General features: G+C 44.7%; 18 protein-coding genes, 2 tRNA genes and 1 other RNA gene. 8 read left to right on the top strand and 13 right to left on the bottom strand.

Translation table 11 applies throughout. The annotated features are described in order from the left end of the window. Positions 1 to 113 precede the first annotated feature (113 nt). Positions 114 to 473, bottom strand: a transfer-messenger RNA (tmRNA) gene (ssrA, locus tag ACNI23_RS05045). Positions 474 to 630: 157 nt separating this feature from the next. After that, the gene (locus ACNI23_RS05050) at positions 631 to 954 is read right to left on the bottom strand and encodes a hypothetical protein (RefSeq protein WP_420247126.1); all 324 of its coding nucleotides are present in this window, start codon (positions 952 to 954) and stop codon (positions 631 to 633) included. A 129-nt stretch (positions 955 to 1,083) separates the two neighbouring features. Here ACNI23_RS05050 and ACNI23_RS05055 point away from each other — a divergent pair, with 129 nt between their 5' ends. Beyond that, the gene (locus ACNI23_RS05055; protein WP_420247127.1) at positions 1,084 to 1,287 is read left to right on the top strand and encodes a hypothetical protein; all 204 of its coding nucleotides are present in this window, start codon (positions 1,084 to 1,086) and stop codon (positions 1,285 to 1,287) included. 5 nt (positions 1,288 to 1,292) lie between these two features. Here ACNI23_RS05055 and ACNI23_RS05060 read toward each other — a convergent pair whose 3' ends face one another. The 4 genes from ACNI23_RS05060 to ACNI23_RS05075 form a co-directional block, all read right to left on the bottom strand. Continuing rightward, on the bottom strand, positions 1,293 to 2,660 hold the full coding sequence (locus ACNI23_RS05060; protein ID WP_420247128.1) for a response regulator: 1,368 nt from the start codon (positions 2,658 to 2,660) through the stop codon (positions 1,293 to 1,295). 169 nt (positions 2,661 to 2,829) lie between these two features. Further along, entirely contained in the window at positions 2,830 to 3,591 is a 762-nt protein-coding gene (locus tag ACNI23_RS05065; protein ID WP_420247129.1) for a DUF4198 domain-containing protein, read from the bottom strand. Between the two features lie 33 nt (positions 3,592 to 3,624). Beyond that, entirely contained in the window at positions 3,625 to 4,254 is a 630-nt protein-coding gene (locus tag ACNI23_RS05070) for an HI_1622 family ECF transport-associated protein (protein ID WP_420247130.1), read from the bottom strand. Between the two features lie 164 nt (positions 4,255 to 4,418). Then, positions 4,419 to 5,819 carry an outer membrane beta-barrel protein gene (locus ACNI23_RS05075; protein ID WP_420247131.1) on the bottom strand — a complete coding sequence of 467 codons (1,401 nt, stop codon included), beginning with the start codon at positions 5,817 to 5,819 and terminating at the stop codon, positions 4,419 to 4,421. Between the two features lie 232 nt (positions 5,820 to 6,051). Here ACNI23_RS05075 and ACNI23_RS05080 point away from each other — a divergent pair, with 232 nt between their 5' ends. Beyond that, entirely contained in the window at positions 6,052 to 6,831 is a 780-nt protein-coding gene (locus tag ACNI23_RS05080) for a substrate-binding periplasmic protein (protein WP_420247132.1), read from the top strand. Between the two features lie 9 nt (positions 6,832 to 6,840). Here the strand turns inward: ACNI23_RS05080 and ACNI23_RS05085 are convergent, their stop codons facing one another. The 5 genes from ACNI23_RS05085 to ACNI23_RS05105 form a co-directional block, all read right to left on the bottom strand. Next, positions 6,841 to 7,254 carry a hypothetical protein gene (locus ACNI23_RS05085; protein WP_420247133.1) on the bottom strand — a complete coding sequence of 138 codons (414 nt, stop codon included), beginning with the start codon at positions 7,252 to 7,254 and terminating at the stop codon, positions 6,841 to 6,843. A 7-nt stretch (positions 7,255 to 7,261) separates the two neighbouring features. Further along, positions 7,262 to 9,682 (bottom strand): ABC transporter substrate-binding protein, encoded by a 2,421-nt coding sequence (locus ACNI23_RS05090; protein ID WP_420247134.1) that lies wholly within the window; start codon positions 9,680 to 9,682, stop codon positions 7,262 to 7,264. Positions 9,683 to 9,707: 25 nt separating this feature from the next. Next, a tRNA-Met gene (locus ACNI23_RS05095) sits at positions 9,708 to 9,784 on the bottom strand. Between the two features lie 169 nt (positions 9,785 to 9,953). Further along, positions 9,954 to 10,030: transfer RNA gene (locus ACNI23_RS05100), tRNA-Met, on the bottom strand. 122 nt (positions 10,031 to 10,152) lie between these two features. Further along, a complete protein-coding gene (locus ACNI23_RS05105; RefSeq protein WP_420247135.1) occupies positions 10,153 to 10,947 on the bottom strand; it encodes an undecaprenyl-diphosphate phosphatase in 795 nt (264 codons plus the stop codon). A 148-nt stretch (positions 10,948 to 11,095) separates the two neighbouring features. Here ACNI23_RS05105 and ACNI23_RS05110 point away from each other — a divergent pair, with 148 nt between their 5' ends. The 3 genes from ACNI23_RS05110 (at position 11,096) to ACNI23_RS05120 (ending at position 13,674) form a co-directional block, all read left to right on the top strand. Further along, the gene (locus ACNI23_RS05110) at positions 11,096 to 11,290 is read left to right on the top strand and encodes a hypothetical protein (protein WP_420247136.1); all 195 of its coding nucleotides are present in this window, start codon (positions 11,096 to 11,098) and stop codon (positions 11,288 to 11,290) included. Between the two features lie 96 nt (positions 11,291 to 11,386). Continuing rightward, positions 11,387 to 12,547 carry an LPS export ABC transporter permease LptF gene (lptF, locus tag ACNI23_RS05115; RefSeq protein WP_420247137.1) on the top strand — a complete coding sequence of 387 codons (1,161 nt, stop codon included), beginning with the start codon at positions 11,387 to 11,389 and terminating at the stop codon, positions 12,545 to 12,547. Further along, complete coding sequence (locus tag ACNI23_RS05120; protein WP_420247138.1) at positions 12,544 to 13,674, top strand: LptF/LptG family permease; 1,131 nt, start codon at positions 12,544 to 12,546, stop codon at positions 13,672 to 13,674. Before lptF ends, ACNI23_RS05120 begins: the two co-directional genes overlap by 4 nt. A gap of 62 nt (positions 13,675 to 13,736) precedes the next feature. On the opposite strand, the gene yihA is transcribed toward ACNI23_RS05120, so the two are convergent. Then, on the bottom strand, positions 13,737 to 14,342 hold the full coding sequence (gene yihA / locus ACNI23_RS05125; RefSeq protein ID WP_420247139.1) for a ribosome biogenesis GTP-binding protein YihA/YsxC: 606 nt from the start codon (positions 14,340 to 14,342) through the stop codon (positions 13,737 to 13,739). Between the two features lie 127 nt (positions 14,343 to 14,469). On the opposite strand from yihA, the gene ACNI23_RS05130 reads away from it, so the two are divergent. The 3 genes from ACNI23_RS05130 to ACNI23_RS05140 all read left to right on the top strand — a co-directional run bounded on the left by ACNI23_RS05130 (position 14,470) and on the right by ACNI23_RS05140 (position 17,940). Then, positions 14,470 to 14,925 carry a type II 3-dehydroquinate dehydratase gene (locus tag ACNI23_RS05130; protein ID WP_420247140.1) on the top strand — a complete coding sequence of 152 codons (456 nt, stop codon included), beginning with the start codon at positions 14,470 to 14,472 and terminating at the stop codon, positions 14,923 to 14,925. A gap of 107 nt (positions 14,926 to 15,032) precedes the next feature. Next, positions 15,033 to 15,593, top strand: coding sequence for an elongation factor P (efp, locus tag ACNI23_RS05135; protein WP_420247141.1), 561 nt, complete (start codon positions 15,033 to 15,035; stop codon positions 15,591 to 15,593). Between the two features lie 73 nt (positions 15,594 to 15,666). After that, the gene (locus tag ACNI23_RS05140) at positions 15,667 to 17,940 is read left to right on the top strand and encodes a DNA translocase FtsK (RefSeq protein WP_420247142.1); all 2,274 of its coding nucleotides are present in this window, start codon (positions 15,667 to 15,669) and stop codon (positions 17,938 to 17,940) included. 116 nt (positions 17,941 to 18,056) lie between these two features. Here the strand turns inward: ACNI23_RS05140 and ACNI23_RS05145 are convergent, their stop codons facing one another. Further along, entirely contained in the window at positions 18,057 to 18,524 is a 468-nt protein-coding gene (locus ACNI23_RS05145; protein WP_420247143.1) for an L-2-amino-thiazoline-4-carboxylic acid hydrolase, read from the bottom strand. Positions 18,525 to 18,536 lie beyond the last annotated feature (12 nt).

Consider the following 18,536-nt stretch of genomic DNA (forward strand, 5'->3'; position numbering starts at 1 on the left):
TAAGCGAACTATAACGAACGTAGAAAAAACGAAAAAACCCTTGCTATTCATATGAATAACAAGGGTTTAGCGTTCTTTGTGAAACTGTATGGGACAGTATGAAATCAATGAAATGGTGGAGGCGGGGAGAGTCGAACTCCCGTCCGAGAATGCTCCACCAAGATGTCTACAGGTTTAGTTCAAGTATTGTTTCTCGCCCAAATGAACGCCCCTGAACAGGCAACATATGAGCCAGCGCGTGCTGGGTTCTCGCCTCTCTACGGACGTGCAACGCAGAGATAGCCAGCCTGATGGGGTTGTTGTCAAAGCTAATATCAGACATCAAAGCTATGACATGGTCAGCTTAATTAAGCTGCCATTGCGTAATCGTAATTGTCGTTTGCAATTATGATTGTGCCGCTTTTTACGTGGCCAGCGGCGCCACGACCTGCAACCTTGGTTTCATTCACCCCCGTCGAAACCAATGCGCCCCCATTTTTTCAAAGAACACTTCCTACTTATATTATATACACGTAGGAAGATGATGCAAGGGATTCAAGTAAATGAATTACTTCTTCCCCTTAAGGTGAAGAGATGTTTTCTATATCATTGCTGTGCTGTTGGCAAGAGCTCTGTGAGTACAAAATAAAATTATTTCCAACCTTGTTTGCATGGACCGCAGAGCTTTGAGCAGAGTGAAGAGGCTATTGGATCAAAGCCTCCTTTGCGGATTTCTCCGGTCAATTTGTTTGTGCAGGTATATTCCAGTTCATATTCGCAAACCCAGTCCGAGAGAACGTCACCGTTAACGTCTGTACATTTGATCTGAGCGGTACCAAAATTTACCCTTTCATCAATACAGGCCGGACCCTGATCGCATTTGTAGGTCGAAACATCTGCGAGCGCAGTGAAAGATGTGAATATGGTTAGGAAAAATATAGCGTACGTAATTGCGGATATTTTGGAGAATTTCATGCATGCTCCCATACTGTTGTAATTAAAATTCGGAATGATGGTTGAATTCTTATAATATTAACCCTTTCTTGTCATTGCGCAAAGTGATAAAAGCGCAGTGTTTACGAACATTAATTGTATGGAGGAACTATGCAGAATCCTTTTAAGTTTTATATTTATGAAGAAACGGCTTATATTTACGATTCTAATCAGAAACGTATTTTTAAAATGGGTGTTGAAGAAAGTGCGGATGTAGCAGGGGAGTTGGAATCTCAGATCCTTGAGAACGGTGAAGAAGTTAATAAAGATAAAGCGTGGGAAGTCTCAGGATTGGATAAGTTGAATCCGGCCTAAGATATTTAGTACAACGGGCTGTCATTTTCCAACATGACAGCCTGAAAAGCCCGCGCGCAATCCGGGCAGAGTTCTTCGTCCGATTTGGCTTCAATGAATTCCATGGCTGCCTTATGGGTGAAGGCTTCCTTATATGGTCTGTCAGTGGTTAGCGCATCATATACGTCAGCAATTGATATGATTCTGGCCCATAGAGGGATTTCTCCGCCGACCAGACCGTGCGGATAACCTTTTCCATTTATTTTTTCATGGTGGTGCAGCACCGCGGGGATGATGTCTTCCATACTGGGAATCGGGCTTAGAATGTCAGCCCCAAGTATCGGGTGTTCCTTAATCTTGCCGAATTCTTCATCGCTCAGCGGGCCGTTTTTCAGCAGAATATCGTCGCGTATTCCGATTTTTCCGAGATCATGTAACTTTGCGGCAAATCCTATCCTCTCCTGATCAAAATCATTCAGCGAAAGCTTTGCCGCAATTTTAACCGAAAGGTTTGAGACTGTATCAGAATGGCCTCGTGTATAGGAATCCCTGGCTTCCAAAGCCTGAATCAAACTGGTGATACTGCCCATAAGCAGGGTGCGTTCTTTTTTGAAAATCTCACGCTGCTGCAGCACTATCTGAAAATGGTCGCTGAGTAATTTTTCAGCTGTAATTACCAACTGGTCTATGTTGAAAGGTTTGACCAGAAATGCCGCCGCTCCTTTGTGCAGCAATTCGCGCATGGTTCTTCTGTCCGCACCTGAACTCATTATTACAAATGGCACATGTGAAAGAGATGGATGATTCTGTATTTTTTCACAGAATTTGATGCCGTCCATTACCGGCATATTGATGTCAGAAAGAATGAGATGCGGTACAATCTCGCTTGCTATTTCAAATGCCTCAAAACCGTTGCTGGCTGTGATAACTTTGAATCCGGCAGAGGTGAGTCCCGTTTTGACAACGTTCAGAATGTATTTGGAATCATCAACTACAAGTACAAGTTTATCGCGGAGCAGTTTTGCACGATCCAGAATCTCTTTAATATAGGGAAGCAGGTCCTGTCGGGCTTTGTTTTTGGTAATATAGGCCGCCGCTCCGACTTCGAATCCTTTCTCAATTTCTTCGTGCCGTTCGTTGCTGGATAGAATTATTACCGGAGTTGATTGGGTCTCCGGGTTGCTCTTGATCTCAGTGCATAATTGGTAACCGTCAATTCCCGGCATGGTGATATCTGTTATTACCAGGTCGTAATGGTGGTTACGGGTGTAGTCCAGTCCCTGAATGCCGTTAACGGCTTCCGTTACGTCAATGGAATGCTTCTTCAATTCCGAACTGATCACAGTGCGGATAGTCTTGCTGTCATCGACAACTAAAACTTGAGGGTTGAGCATCTTTTCTCCATTGAGAGTTGGTAATTACTGTAAATATAACGTGGTGTTGTGTCAGACTAACAAACTCGCTTAAATATTGTCATAATTAGCTTAATGATAAAAGTAAAGGCCGGAGGAACTTCCTCCAGCCTTTACTTTAGTTTTATAATAAGGCCGTTTTTGGCTTATCTTATTTGTTTTTAAAAGGAAGCATTTCAATCCAGAGAACTGCACCCAATTCTACATCTTTGCCTTTGATTTTGAAATCTGCGTCGTTCAGACCTGCAAAACCCCACCAGCCGGCTTTGGGGCAGGAAAAAGTGAATACGCCGTTTTCATCACACAGAACTTCCTGAGTCACCATACATTCATAAGGTGCTTCCAGTTTTGCATCTTTATTATAAAATTCAACTTCTACACGGGTGAAAGGTGCTGGCTTGCCATCAAGCAATACAATTCCCTGAAAAACATTACCGGCATAGTTACCCCAAGGGCGGGTCAAGGGAACGATTTCAGTTTTCACGCCAAGGGGTTTGTTCCAGTCTTCACCTTCGTCGAAAGCGGAAACGATAGTCTTGGTGTAGTGGATGATGTAATTATCTTCTGCCGGCTCAGGGTAGGGAGTAGGCTCCATAAAAAATGTGTACATGCCGGGCCGCTTAAACATGTATTCAGTCTTAAAGGAGTCGTGGTCCATGACTTTGTTATCTTTAAGGGTAGGAAGAAGATCGGTTTCTTTTCCTTCGTAAAATACACTGAATTTCTGGGGCTTAACCAGATTCATCCCGACAAGCTCGAAAGGATGTGAAAATGAAAGCTGAAGTTCAGCGTTCTTTTTTTTCGGGCTGATGATAGAATTCTCGGGGATTAACATTCCAAAATGTGCAAACGCAGAACTACTGAAGGCTAAAACCAGCAAAACGGTCAGAACGGGAATAATCTGTTTTCGCATGAACTCACTCCGTGCATTGATGTGTCAGGATAGCTATTTTTTCCGGGAGAGAAAAAAAGCAGCAACTCCAAAAAGTCCGAGGATGTAACCGATCCCCGAAAATATTTCATTAACACCGGGACCTTTTTCTTGCTGACTGATGATCAGCCGTTTTAAGGTCTCGACTTTATTGGTAAGGTTTTCTACCTGTGCTGTAAGGTGGGCAATTTCAGATGAGGAAGCTTTTGTCGTGTCGACAGATGATTTCATAGGCACAGGCTCGGCTGACTGTGCAGGGGAGGTGGGGATTGTAGATTCACTTTCTATTGGTGAATCTGGGAAAATCTCATCAGCAGTAAGTGTCCAGTCACCTCGATGTCCTTCTGAAGCTTGAAGATTGATCACCAGTCCGTTTCTGTTCTTTTTTATCGCTTCAGGGATGGGGAAATTAAAAAGTCCGCCATCATCAGTAACACCTGTGAGTAAAACTCTTCCTGTCTCTGAGTTTAGAATTTCAATCTTACCTTGATGCACTTTCTTTTTTTTACTGAAATAGCTTTCGGTAAAAACTGTATCGCCTTCAACGTAGGCAAACACGTTTACCCTGTGGGCAAATGAAGGTGTGCTCATTATAAGCAGAAGGATCAGTGATGCAAGCACTCTGGATAGATATTTAAATTTCATTTCTTCTCCTTTTGAGTCTTAAATCTCAAAACGGATGTTATTGTGTGTTACTCTTTTGGGATATGTGGTACTCTTCGGACTAAAAAAAGTCAATAATGAAATAAAAATAGCCCTTAACGATATCTCCGTTAAGGGCTAATAAGTAGATTGTTTTTTGAGTGCGGTCAGTCGAAAGTGTAGCCTATGTTAAACATTGTATCGAAGAAACCGCTGGGATCGTCTTTTTTACCGCCAAAAGTCTTCAGGTAACGGGAATCAAGCCCAATGGTGAAACCGGAATCGAATTCATAGAGAAATCCCGCTCCGCCACCTGCAACTGGAGCTCCGTCAGAAATCTTGAATATGGTTCCTGGATAATCAAAAAATGAATATCCGCCATGAGCAGCTATGTATGGAGTAAAGTTCCTGTCAGCATAGAATCTGTAGAGTAATGACCCCATGAAAGTATAAGTGGTAAAATTCTTGTTTTTATAATCGTAGGCAGTACCGTTGCTGTTGATTGTTCCGTTATCAAAATAAGTTGTCCCGTAAGTGCCGGAAGAGCCGGAAGAACTGCCCATTAGAAAATCTCCACCTATGCCGAAGCCTGACGGGAAGAAATGCCGAGCCGAGATTCCACCCAGACCACCGAAAGAAGAGTATGGTGTATCGCTCTTAGAAGACATAGCAGCCTGAGCTCCTCCGCCGACTCCTAAGAATGTTTCGGAGCTTTTCTTGGGAACGAAGAATCCTTTGTTTTTGGTCCTTCTTGTCTTTTTCTGAACTCTTACAGCCAGATCATAGTCTCGTTTTGCGGCATCACCGGGGCTTTGCATTTGCTTCGGTTGTTCCTGTGTTGTTGTCGGCATTGCTGCTTGATTCTGTTGCAGTCCAGGTTGTTGAACGTAATACATCTGCTGACCCGGTTGCGGAGCTACAGTCTGGGCTGGGCGTCCCGGCCAAAGTCCCAGCTGTTGCTGAGGCTGATATACCTGAACATAACGAACTTGTTGTTTAGGTTGAGGTTGCGGCGCTTGCTGTATTGTTTCATGAATGGGAGTTTGCGTAACTTCAGAAGCTGATTGAGGCGATTCTTCCGGCAAGAGGTCATCAGTAATTTTTGATGCGCTTGCCTCGCTGGTTGGAGAAGTCCTGGGTTGTGCCGTTTGAGCTTGTTCAGCAGCAATCGGTTGAGTTACTTCCTCAGGAAGCTCAACAGGCTTGGTGTCAACTGCCGGAGCAGCGTCAGCTGTGCTTTGCACAATGCCTTCATCCAAGAGTTCCTTTGATATGGATTTCCCATCGACAGTAATGTCACCAATTATGTTTCCGTTGTCGTCTTTACCGATTTCTCTAACTTCAACATCACGCATAAGGGTGAGATTGCTACTTTCGAGTCGCGCTTTTGCCGCATCCAGTCCTGATACGACTTTTACTCCGGGAATATTAACCTTGATCGGAGTTTGACCATCTTTGAGTACAATAAAAGAAGTTGCTCCTTCCACAGCCACGATTTTACCCGGCCATGCAAAGGACAGCGCTGGAAGTAGGAATATAGTGATAAGTATGGTCAATAATCTCAACATAATTCAGCCATTTTTATAGGTTATACCACATTACAAAAATGATCGGCATTAATTGGAGAAACTTAACACCAGATTGTTTTATTTTATTATGCTTTGTTCTGTTTTCAAGAATACCCTAAATTTAAAAGTATTTGAAATTATGTCTTAAGTCTGGACCATGAAGTGGTTTGATTGTTTCATAATGTTTTTGGTGTTACTGTGTTGTCGAAGTTTCAAGGAGGTAAGAGCTGGCGTGTTAAGACTCATTTTATTTGTTCTTTTAGTCTTATTGACTTTTCCGCCTACACTTAGTGCTAAAAAACTTGTTCTCGTGACCTTGGATACTCCCCCTCAAACTTATCTTGAGAATGGTAAGCCAACCGGCTTTTTGGTTGAAATAGTTTCTAAAGCTGCGACTCGGGTCGGATATACCCCTGATATACGCATCGTTCCATGGAAAAGAGCACTTACTATGGCAAAGAAAGGAACGGCTGATGCAGTCTTTAATGCTGGATTCAATGAAAAGCGTAATAAGTATTTAAGGTACCCGGAAACGGTTTTGATAACCGAAAAGGTAGTTGCTTTGCGCCGTGTAGGTACGGATACGTTTTTTTCGGCTGATTTCGAAGGAGCGGAAAAATACATAGGTGGCGTAGGGCGGGGCTTTTACTATGGCGAGAAGGTAAATTCGGCTTTAAAAAATAATTACTTCAAGCGGATTGAAGAAGTTGCGAATATTGACCTTAATGTTAAGAAATTGCTTTTGGGCAGGATAGATTTCTTTTTTGCTGACTATTATCCTGCTTTGAGCTTTTTGAATGATAATGCTCTTCTGGGTAAAATAGAAGCTATATTGGATCCGAAAACAGGGTTGCCTTTAGTCTATTCTATGTCGGACACGTATCTCGCCTTTTCGCGCATGAAAGATTCTGAAGCATTCGAGAAGGTCAGTTTGGAGCTTAAGAAGATGAAGAAAGAAGGGGTATATAAAAAAATAATGCTTAAATATATTCCTGTTCATGATGGCTTTTAAGGGCCGGAATTACTTCCAGCCCATTGTTTCATAGCCTTTCTCTCGGAGACAGCGTTCGACGAATTTCCTATACAATGGATCAGGATCATCCTGCATAGCACCGCCGACAGCTCCCCCGGCAGCACCGCCAGCGGCTCCGGCCAACGCCGAAGAACCGGGGCTTCCTGTTACTATACCAATACCAAGACCGACAGCTCCCCCGATCAGGCCTCCCTTAACTCCGGTTTTAACCGAAGTTTTTGCTTTGGATGTGTTGCCGACACTTTTTTCAGCAAATTCCATGCAGTAGGCGATATCATCCGAAACTTTTGCTTCTCCTGCCTCTTTATACTGTTCGTTGGGGTATAAAACAGGTTTCTTAGCACAGGCGGGGCAGGCCAGCACCAGCATAGCCAGTATCATAAAAAATATTTTTTTATTCATAATGTTATCACACGATGGGTAATTTTATAGTGAATTTTGTCCCTTTCCCGATTTCCGTCTCTATATCAAATGTTCCTTTGTGGTTCTGGGTTATTATAAAATAAGAGACAGAAAGTCCAAGTCCGGTTCCAACTCCGGGTGATTTAGTGGTGAAAAAAGGTTCAAAGACTCTCCTCTTTACTTCAGGGCTCATGCCCGGGCCGTTATCCTCTACTTCTGCAATAATAAATTTGTCATCCATTTTAGTCCGTAGAGTGATAGTCGGGGTTCGTATGTCAGAAATTTCGTTGGTTGCATAAGCAGCGTTTTTGACAAGATTCAACAATACCTGCTCAATTTCTATTCGCAGACAATTCACCTCGCCTAGATTTTCCTGATAATCTTTGATTATCGTAGTATGTTTAAAGTCATATTTCTTTTTGAGATCATAATCGCAAGTAATTATATTCATGATATCATCAAAAAGTTTGTTTAGATTGCAGACAGTCATGCCGCCATCATTACGGCGGGTAAAGTTCAGCATGGTATGAACAATGTTAGCTGCACGTTCACCGGATGAATGAATGCCATCAAGCATTCTGATTATTCCACGTTCTTCGAGATAGCTTTGAATCTGTTCGCAGGAGCAACCTATTTTCTCTGCAACATCTGTATTTGCCGGAACATTTGGAGAGATTCTACGGTAGATATTCTGCACAGCCTGAAGTATTCCGGCAAGAGGGTTGTTGATCTCATGGGCCATGCCAGCGGCTAACCCACCGACAGAAACGATTTTTTCTGTTTGGATAAGAAGTTCCTGTGTTTTAACCTTTTCTGTCATATCGATGATAGAGGCAACACAATCAGTACTTCCTTCAATTACTCCTACGTCGACATGAACATTTCTTATTTCTCCGTCTGTTCTTAAGAATTTGAAATCATAAGATTTAGGGGGAGATTGGTTGGCGGAAAACCTCGTTGAGGCATAGCTTGTCATACGTTCATATTCTTCAGGAGCTATGAAGTCTGTCCATTTTTGTTTGCTTTCTATGTCCTCAACCGTGGAGCCGCATAACTGAGCAAAATTTTCATTACATTTTATAATTGTATGTTTTTGATCGATGATAACTGTTGCCGCCCCTGTATTATCAAAAAGACTTCGATAGTATTTTTCACTTTTCTTGAGCTTTTCTTCGATTTCAAGACGGTTGTTGATTTCCTGTTTGAATTTACCGGCAATGAAAATAGAGGCAAACAGAACGATCATAGTAGCTGCAAAAATAACTGCCGCTATAAGTGCTGTCTCGTGCCTGATGGTTACTTGTCCTTCTGCCGGATTAAAAAAGAAGTTTGAAAGATCCTTGGTTTGGTCCACCATCCCCTGCTGTTTAAATTCGGCTCCTATTAGCTCCCATCGAACGGGATTATTGTGTCCGATGCGTACCAGATTTGGCAGAATTAGAGTCCTGATTGTGTCAGCCTCATACTTAAGGTGATCTTTGCTTTTCAAGGAACCGAATTTATCGGAAATAATATCAACCAGTTCACCGGGGTGTTCAAGAGCGTATTGCCATCCTTTCAAGCTGGCTCGCATAAACTTGCTAACCCGTTCCGGGTATTTTTGTATTTGGTTGCGGGACGTGAAAAGGGTGTCTCCATAAAAATCGACCCCGTGAGTGTAAGGGTAGATTATTGAATAAGGAACATTCTCTTTCTTCAGATAGTAGGGCTGGTTTGTGATGTAAGCTGTGATTATGTCGATGGAAGGGTCAAAGTAGTCTTCAGGCGTAGCAAAGCGGTCAACAAGTTTTACGTCATTTAAAGAAACCCCATTCCGTTCCATCAAGACCTTTAATTCTATGTCCTGAGATGCGGAACTCATGAGCACGTTTTTATTTTTTAAGTCCTGTGCTGAGTGAATTAAAGGTTGTGTTTTTGAAATAAAAACCAATGGAGAATGCTGGAACACCGAAGCAAGTAAAACAACGTTTTTGCCTTTTAGGTAATGGAGCAGGACTTCTGAATTGCTAATTCCAAACTCGGAATCACCGTTCAATACCTGATCGATAGGATTATGCCGTAGGTCCCGCTCGATGATACTTACATCAAGTCCTTCTTCTTCATAGAATCCTTTTTCAAGAGCGGCATAATATCCGGCAAATTGGAACTGATGAAACCACTTAAGCTGTAGAGTCACCTTATCAAGCTTTTTTGCAGAGGCAGTAGGCGTGCCGCAAAGCATGCTGCCTACTAAAATGGTAAGGATACAAATAGCAAATTTGCTTAAGCAGGAAGTAAGACCAAGGGGTAATTCTTTTTTCAAAGCATAAATCCTATTTTGAGTATGAATCTTACCCAAATAAATAACAGAAATGACGGTATTTGGAAATAACGGGAGTAAACTAATAATAGGATCTTGGAGTGAAGGGCAAAAGAAAAGGCCCTGCAAAATTTGCAGGGCCTTGAGATCTTCGTGGTAGCGAGGAAGGGAATTGAACCCCCGACACTGCGGATATGAGCCGCATGCTCTAACCATCTGAGCTACCTCGCCACGTTTGTGGTGTTGAACTTCCCGTCCAACGAGGACAGTGTTTATACACTCTTGATCCGCTTGGCAAGTAAAAAATGATAAAAATTTCGGTATAATAATTATATGTTGCCTTTACGGCTTTGGACAAAGAAAAAGGCCCAGCAAAATTTGCAGGGCCTTAAAATATTCGTGGTAGCGAGGGAGGGAATTGAACCCCCGACACTGCGGATATGAGCCGCATGCTCTAACCATCTGAGCTACCTCGCCACGTTTGTGGTGTTGAACTTCCCGTCCAACGAGGAGAGTAACTATACACTCTACGTGAACTTGGCAAGTAAAAAATGAACTTTTTTTAAATTTTTTTTGAAATAATCCAAATTGACGCCTAGTTAGCTCCAGAAGAATAAGACCAGCGGGGCAAGCGCCAACCGGTAATAAGCAAAGGGGCGCAGGGTCAATTTGCCCAGCAGGTATATGAATCCTTTTACCGCTGCCCATGCTGAAAGAAAAGAGACAATAAATCCGACCGCCAGAAAGGGCATGTCGGCCATGGTAAAGAGCTTGTAGCTCTTGAGCATGTCATATCCGGTAGCTGCAAACATAATTGGTACAGCGGCAATGAAAGAGTATTCCGCAGCAATTTTGCGTTTAGCTCCAAGAAGCATGCCGCCCATAATTGTAGCGGCAGACCGTGAAAATCCGGGCCAGAGAGCGAGGCACTGAAAGCAGCCGATGCCAAGAGCCAGTTTTGGTGTGACTTCGTCCAGAGTGAAACAGGATGGGCTGGTGTCTTTTTTCTCAACAATTAAAATCATGATTGCGCCCACACCCAATGCCCATGCAACTGTATAGGGATTAAAAAGGTGTTGCTTGATAAAATCGTGAGCCAGCAATCCCAGAACTGATGCCGGAAGGCTGGTCAGAAAAAGCAGATAGAGTCCGCGGATGCCGGAAAAACGCTGGCCCGGTTTCGGAAAGAGCAATCCCCAGAAGCGGGACCAGTAAAGAACAACCACAGCGAGAATTGCGCCGAGCTGGATGGCAACTTCAAATGAAGCCGCTTTTTCTCCGGTGAAGCCGAGCAGGTGGCCGGTGATGATCAGGTGTCCGGTACTTGAGACCGGGAGAAATTCAGTAAGTCCTTCTACAATGCCAAGTATGGCAGCGGTGAATAGAGATGTCATTGGTATTCCTTTATGATTGCCGGAAGTTCCGGTCTAGAATTCAAGTTACTCGGTTTGGGTAAGCCAGCCTGCACAAAGTTGCAAGGGGCGGCAAGCTGGTGTACTGATATATATTAATCAATTACGTCTTTAACCAAGGATTAAATATATGACTACTGTTGTGCCTCCCTGTGAATTGACCAGAAAAGCGATTAAATGGATTTCCGAACAGCACTCTGAGACTGGAAAGCCGCTGAAATCATTGCTTGAAGAGGCAGCCATGAGATTCAACCTGTCTCCCAAAGACATGGAGTTCATGGAACGTTTTTACGCTGAAAGCAATGGCGAAGCTCCGGACTGCTAAGCCTGATTTTTTTTGATTATCCTAGGTGGACTGTAATTAAGTCTGCGTTATTTTTGTGATTAACTTATATTGTCTGCATATTTTGCGGGAACTAAATTGAAGCTTCTTCATCGCAATATTTTTAAAGAACTCATATCCATATTCACCCTGAGTATTTCAGGGTTCATGGGGTTGATCCTCATAGGCAGGCTGCTCCAGTTCAGGGATCTGTTCATGGGACAGAGTCTTGGTGTACTGGAAATGGCTAAACTTTTCATGTACCTGTGTCCTTTTTTTCTGCTTATGCTTACCCCGATCGCGACCATGCTCTCGATCTTTCTTACTTTTTTAAGAATGAACGCGGATAATGAGATTACTGCACTCAAATCCGGCGGATTGAGTCTTTACAGGTTGCTGCCTGCTCCGATCATTTTTTGTCTGCTCTGTACCGGGGCGGATTTTTATTTTTCACTTTATGGGCTTTCATGGGGTACGGAAAATTTTCGTAATGCTCTTATGGAGTTTGCCCGCACACAAAGTCAGTTGGCAATTCAACCCGGAGTATTTAATAAGAATTTTCCGGGACTTGTCTTTTATGCTGACGGAGTTGACGAAAAAAGCGGTATTATGCGGTCTGTGTTCGTACGCGACAATACCCGTAAAGGAATGACCGCGACTATCGTGGCTCCTCTTGGTGAAATCCGCACTGATCCTAAAATGGGCCGACTGCTTATTCATCTTGAAAATGGTAAAATCTATCAGCAGGAAAGAGATCAGCTCAGTGTACTCAAGTTTAAGAACTATGATGTCCGCATTCCGCTCGCCAATATTTTACAAGGGTACGATGTAGATGAACTGCGGCCCAAGGAAATGTCCTGGGAAAAGCTGGTCCGCATCAGCAGAGCCGGAGACCGTGCCGGAGACATTGACCCCAGTTTCTTTAAAAAAGTTCAAGTAGAGGTTCAAAAAAGACTGGCCCTGCCTGTGGCCTGTCTGGTCCTTGGCATGTTCGCTGTGCCTATTGCCTGTATTTTCAGGGGATTGAAGCAGCAGTATGGCTTGATCATCTCTATGGGCTTGTTTCTTGTTTATTACACCATGCTTTCTCTCGGGGTTACTTTCGGGGAAAGCGGTGTGCTTACTCCAGTGATCGGACTCTGGTTGCCGAATGTTACTTTTGCAATAATTTCAGTGGTTCTGCTCAAGTTGGCGGTTATGGAACATTCATTCAGTATCAGGATTCCGTTTTTGAAGAAATTCAGGAGGAAAGAAGCATGATTCGCAGACTTCTTCCCGGATATCTTGCGTCGTATGTTTTAAAGCAGAATATCTTCCTAATGTGCGTTTGCCTTGGGGTAGGCACTGGGATTTATTTGCTTTCTGACCTTTTTGACCGTCTGGATGATTTCATTGAGGCCGGACTGGGCATGGGGACTATTCTGAAATATTTTCTGGTCAAGATGCCGCTCATCTTTTCCCAGATTCTGCCCGCGGTTTTCCTGATATCCATGATCGTACAACTATGTGTCATGGCTCGGAGCAAGGAGCTTCTTGCTTTGCGTACGGGGGGGCTTTCGCTTCTCTGGTTTCTGAGATTCTTTGTAATTTATGCCGTAATCTGGTCTTTTGGGCAGCTGCTCTTTTCGCAGGTTATCGGTGTATACGGAGAGCAGGAGGCCTATCGCATCTGGAAAGAAGATGTGCGTAAAAGCATGCTTGATAAGCGGGTGTTGAAAAATATCTGGCTTAAGGAAGGGCGTTTCGTGGTTGAGGCCAAGGAAGTCATGCCTTTCGGAAATCGGGCTAAAGACATTACTGTTTATGAATTTGCTGAAGGTAACGGTGGAATCAAGCGGGTTATTACCTCTGAGAGTGCCGAGGTCAGCAGTAAGTACGGCTGGAAGCTGGAAAATGCTGTGGAGCTCAGCCCGGATAAATTTGCTTCACAAAGGCATCCCATATTTACTATGCCCATCAAGCTGAATCTGAATGTGTTCAAGGTTGTTGACCCGGATATTGATCCGGCCCAGTTGCCGCTGTGGCAGCTTGATCAGGTCATTGAACAGCTCAAGCTTTCAGGTTCCAGTGTAGACAGGCTGATTACCGCATGGCATTCCAAGTGGGCCTACGCATTTTCCCTTTTGACCATGGCCCTTGTTTCATTGGCTCTGGTAACAATTACCGAAAATATATATCTGAATATCGGATTGGGACTGGCCATTATTTTTACCTATTACGCACTGTTCATGATTGGTGCTTCTGCCGGAGATACCGGGGCTTTGCCGCCGATTATTGCTGCATGGCTGGGGAATATTCTGGTCAGTTCGTTGGCTTTGGGGCGGATTGCATGGGTCTTCGTCCCTGAGCATCTCGGAAAGTATTTGTCCAGATTTAAAGCAAGTTAATCAAAAAAGGGCATTTCATCTTATGATGAAATGCCCTGAATTTGAATATTTCTGAAAAACGGTTATTCAGTTTCTTCTTCAATATCTGCCAGTTCGGGAATTGCGGTAACGTCCAGCAGATTCCAGAGTTTGGTGCGGTTCATACCGGTTTTACTGGAAACGCAGATCGGCTTGACCTTGAGGATCTCTTCCCATTTTTTCTGTACCTTTGAACGGTCTTTCTGCTTGGTCTTATCCGATTTAGTCATGATCGGAATAATGGGAATGTTGCAGTGCTTGAAGTATGAAATGAGATCAAGATCATTCTGCTGCGGGCTGTGGCGGCTGTCCAGCAGGACTGCAGCAGCAGCAACGTAAGCGTTATCAAGCAGGTATTTATCAATCAGTTTGGCCCACTTGGCGCGCTCGGTCTTTGAGCAGCGGGCGTATCCATAACCGGGAAGGTCTACAATGTAGTAGCCGTGCGGGCTCACTTCGTAGTAATTAAGGCTGCGGGTCTTGCCCGGAGTGGAACTGATTTTGGCCAGTTTTTTTCTGCTCGCAAGGCAGTTGATCAGCGAGGACTTTCCAACATTGGAACGACCGGCAAGAATGATCTGCGGGGCTGCGATTTCCTCAAGCTGATTGATCTCGTAAACTGTATTAATTAGTGTAAGTGTATTATCCATAAGGAATTGTCCTTGATTATTCGTTGTTGCGTGAACTTGCCTTGTTCTCTTATTTATCAAGGCTAGTCAAGCAGGACAATCATTACAAGGATATTTTCCTTAAACCTGAACACAAAAGGTGGATTTGATGAAAACCTTCCTGATTCTGAACGGACCCAATCTCGGATATGTGGGCAAACGTCAGCCCGAGATTTACGGCTCTGATAAAATTGAAGATATTCCTGAACATCTAAAGACACTTATGGGTGACAAGGCTGAGGAAATCCAGTTGGAATTTTTTCAGTCCAATTCTGAGGGAGCCTTGATCGACAGGCTGGAAAAAGCCCGTAAAGACGGTATTGATGGTGTTGCTTTCAATGCAGGAGCATACACCCATACCAGTCTTGCTATTGCCGATTGCCTTGCGTGGATCGAAGTACCTTGTGTTGAAGTTCATATCAGCAACATCTGGGCCCGGACTGAAGATCCGGTTCGCCAGCAAAGTTTTATGGGAAAACAGTGTATTGGAGTAATTGCCGGATTCGGAATAATGAGCTATGCCTTGGCCGTTCAAGCATTGTTTTCGCATGTGGCAGCTGATTAGCCGCAGAAAACTGCCGGCTGCTGTCACCTTAAACTATATGAAGACAGCGGGCTGAGGCTTAAAGGCGCCGTTTAAGGCCCTGCAAATAATATTTTATTGGAGGAAATATGATTTCTACTAAAGATTTTAGAAACGGACTTAAGATTGAGATTGACGGTAAACCTTATGAAATTGTTGAATTTCAGCATTTCAAACCCGGTAAGGGCGGAGCATTTGTCCGCACCAAGCTGCGTAACATGTTTACCGGCCGTATCACCGACCAGACTTTCCGTTCCGGCGAAAAAGTGAAAAAGCCCGACATGGCTAGCAAGGAAATGCAGTACCTCTATAAAGATGGCGAAGATTTCGTACTCATGGATCTCGAATCCTACGAGCAGATGAACGTCGCTGCTGACGTTATCGCTTCTGCAGGTGGTTTTCTTAAAGAAGGCGAAACCAACAAAGCCCTGCTTTACAATGGTGAAGTTATCGGCATTGAACTGCCTGCTTCCGTAATTCTTGAAGTAACCCAGACCGATCCCGGCGTACAGGGCGACCGCGTAAGTAACGCAACCAAGCCCGCAACCCTCGAGACCGGACTCGGTATCAACGTACCCCTGTTCATTAACGAAGGGGATAAGATCAAGGTAGACACCCGCTCCAGCGAATACCTCGGTCGCGAAAAGTAATTAGCTCTTACTTCTTTCGGGGGGCTTCGAGCTCCCCGAAAACTGAATATTTTGTCCATCTATTAATAGATAGATGCAACCAGCCCCTATTCGGGAACAAACGGAGGATGAGACACTGCCAAGCGGAAAATTCGCAAAAGAGATTTCCGGCCTGTTCTGGATTTTTTTAGCCGCATTTCTTTTTATAAGCATGTACTCGTACCATCCGGGGGACCCAACCCTCAATCAGGCTGTCAGCGGTAGCTGGAAGGTTAAAAACCTTATCGGCCCAGCCGGATCATATGCTGCCGGGATTCTGGTTGAAATGCTTGGTCTCGGCTCATGGTTGATTCCATTCTATTTCCTTTTTCTCGGGATTACTTCCTTCATTTCTGCACTTCGTCAGCCTTGGTGGCGCTGGATCGGGCTGGTGCTTCTTTATGTTTGCCTGCTCGCATGGTCTTCTCATCCGTGGCTGGTTGAATTTCAGAATACTCTCGTCATTCACGAGGGCGGTTTCATTGGTGCGCTCCTTTCAAAGTGGTCTTTCAAGTATCTCAAACCAGTGGGCGCATTCCTTTTCTGGATGTTCATGACTCTTGCCGGAATTCAGCTGACTCTGAATTTAAGCTGGGCAGCCATGGGCAAGAGAATACGCTCTATGCTCACCGATTTCTGGCTCAAGAACAAGGAACGTGTCGGCCGCAAAGCCAAGCGCATGCAGGCTGAGCAGAAAATTAAGCGTGCTGAGCGTAAGAAGGCTAAGGCAGAAGCCAAAGCCCGTAAGGCAGCAGATGCTGAACTTATTGAAGATGTAGATGCAGAAGAAGAGGGCGATGTCCTCGTTCTTAAACCTTTTGCCGACAAGTCTGCCAAAAAAGAAAAAGCAAAGGCCAAACCCAAGAAGCCCAAGGCCAAGAAAATAGATACCAGCACTGATTTTCCGGCTCTTGATTTCCTTTCTGAACCGAAGGTTGCCGGGGTTCAATTTGATCCCAAAGATCTCGAAGAGAAGACCGAAGCTTTAAAGGTCTGCTTGAATGATTTTAATATTGACGGTGAAGTTCAGAAGGTTATTCCCGGTCCGGTGGTAACCATGTTTGAATTTCGTCCTGCACCGGGCGTCAAGGTCAGCAAGATTGCCAACCTGACCGACGACCTCGCTCTCGCACTTAAAGCAACTGCTGTGCGTATCGAAGCTCCCATTCCTGGCAAGGATTCTGTCGGGATCGAGATCCCGAATGACAATCGTCAGACTGTTTACCTGCGCGAAATTTTCGAGCACAGCTGTTTCACCAAGTCAAAGTCCGCACTGACCATGGCTCTTGGTAAGGATATTCAGGGTGAGCCTGTTTCCGCCGACCTCGCCAAGATGCCGCATCTGCTGGTTGCTGGAGCTACCGGGGCCGGTAAGAGTGTCTGCCTGAACGGTCTGCTCATGTCCATGCTCTACAAGGCCGGACCTGAGGAACTTAAGCTGCTGCTCATCGACCCCAAGCGTATTGAACTGGCTGTTTACGCCAGTCTTCCGCATCTCGTGCATCCCGTAGTCACAGACATGGCTCTTGCCAAATCCGCGCTTGAATGGGCCGTTTTCGAGATGGACAAACGTTACGAAAACATGGCTCGTCTTGGCGTACGTAACATTGCAGGCTACAACGAAAAGCTTGCCAAGTCCGGTGATGATCTTCCCGAAGAGTTGGAAGATCTCGAACCTATGCCATATCTGGTCATAATCGTGGACGAGCTTGCAGACCTTATGCTTACCGCAGGTAAGGATGTTGAGATCAGCATCGTACGTCTGGCACAGCTGGCCCGTGCTGCCGGGATTCATATTATCCTTGCTACCCAGCGTCCTTCTGTCGATGTCGTAACCGGATTGATCAAGGCTAACTTTCCGACCCGTATTTCATTTCAGGTGACCTCCAAGCACGACTCACGCACCATTCTTGATATGGTTGGCGCAGAGAAGCTGCTCGGACGCGGCGACATGCTCTTCAAGCCCAGCGGCTCCAAGCTGCGCAGGCTTCATGGGGCATTGGTAGAAGATGACGAGATCAAGGGCGTGGTAGATTTCTGGAAGAAGAAATATCCGCAGGATTTCGAACTTGATTTCACCGATTGGAAGGATTCCGGTTCTTCCGGTCCCGGTGCCGGATCGATGCCCGGAGAGTCAGACGATCCGGTATACAACGAGGCTGTAGAATTCGTTGTAGGGCAGGGTAAAGCTTCAATTTCCCTGCTGCAGCGTAGGTTCCGTATCGGTTTCAACAGAGCTGCCCGTTTCATCGAGCAGATGGAGCAGGATGGAATTCTTGGACCACAGGACGGCAGCAAGCCGCGTATTGTTTTAGTTACTAAAGATTAAGAATACCTCTGGGGTTTGGGGAAGGGAAAACTTTTGCAAAAGTTTTCCCTTCCCCAAACCCCATCTCTTTCAAAACCTTTTAGTCTGCTTCGCAACCAGCACGCTAAAAGGTGTTTTTATTTCCAGACAAACTTAAACGGGCAACAATTGCCACCCTCAGCTAAAGTTGTTTCTCTAGTCATGCTTAAGCTATCGCTATAACCTTTGGCAAAGGGCTCGTCGCGAGAACAGGAGAGCAGGGTGCAGAGTTCCTCCGGTAATCCCATTTCGCGGTAGGATTCCTGATAACGGCAGCGGACGACTTTTACTGTCAATTCGTTGCCGTCAATTGAGATATCTGCAACTTCGATGGCGTCATCTTTTTTCCAGATTTCGACGACAGTTGCGAAATGTGCAAGATTTGGCGTATCTACGGATGCGGCAAAGGATTGTCCCGCCTTACGGGCTGATTTTTGCAAGTTTTCGGTTATGACTTGCAGAGCCTTTTCTTTACCGAACTGCTTGCTCATGGTTGCATAGAGTTCGCCGTAGAGCTCGGCTTCGATAAGTCTGCGGGAAATTTGTGATACAGGTTGTACTTTCATAATTAATCCAAA

Source organism: Maridesulfovibrio pacificus (SeqCode) (genome assembly GCF_048612815.1).
GTDB lineage: Bacteria > Desulfobacterota > Desulfovibrionia > Desulfovibrionales > Desulfovibrionaceae > Maridesulfovibrio > Maridesulfovibrio pacificus.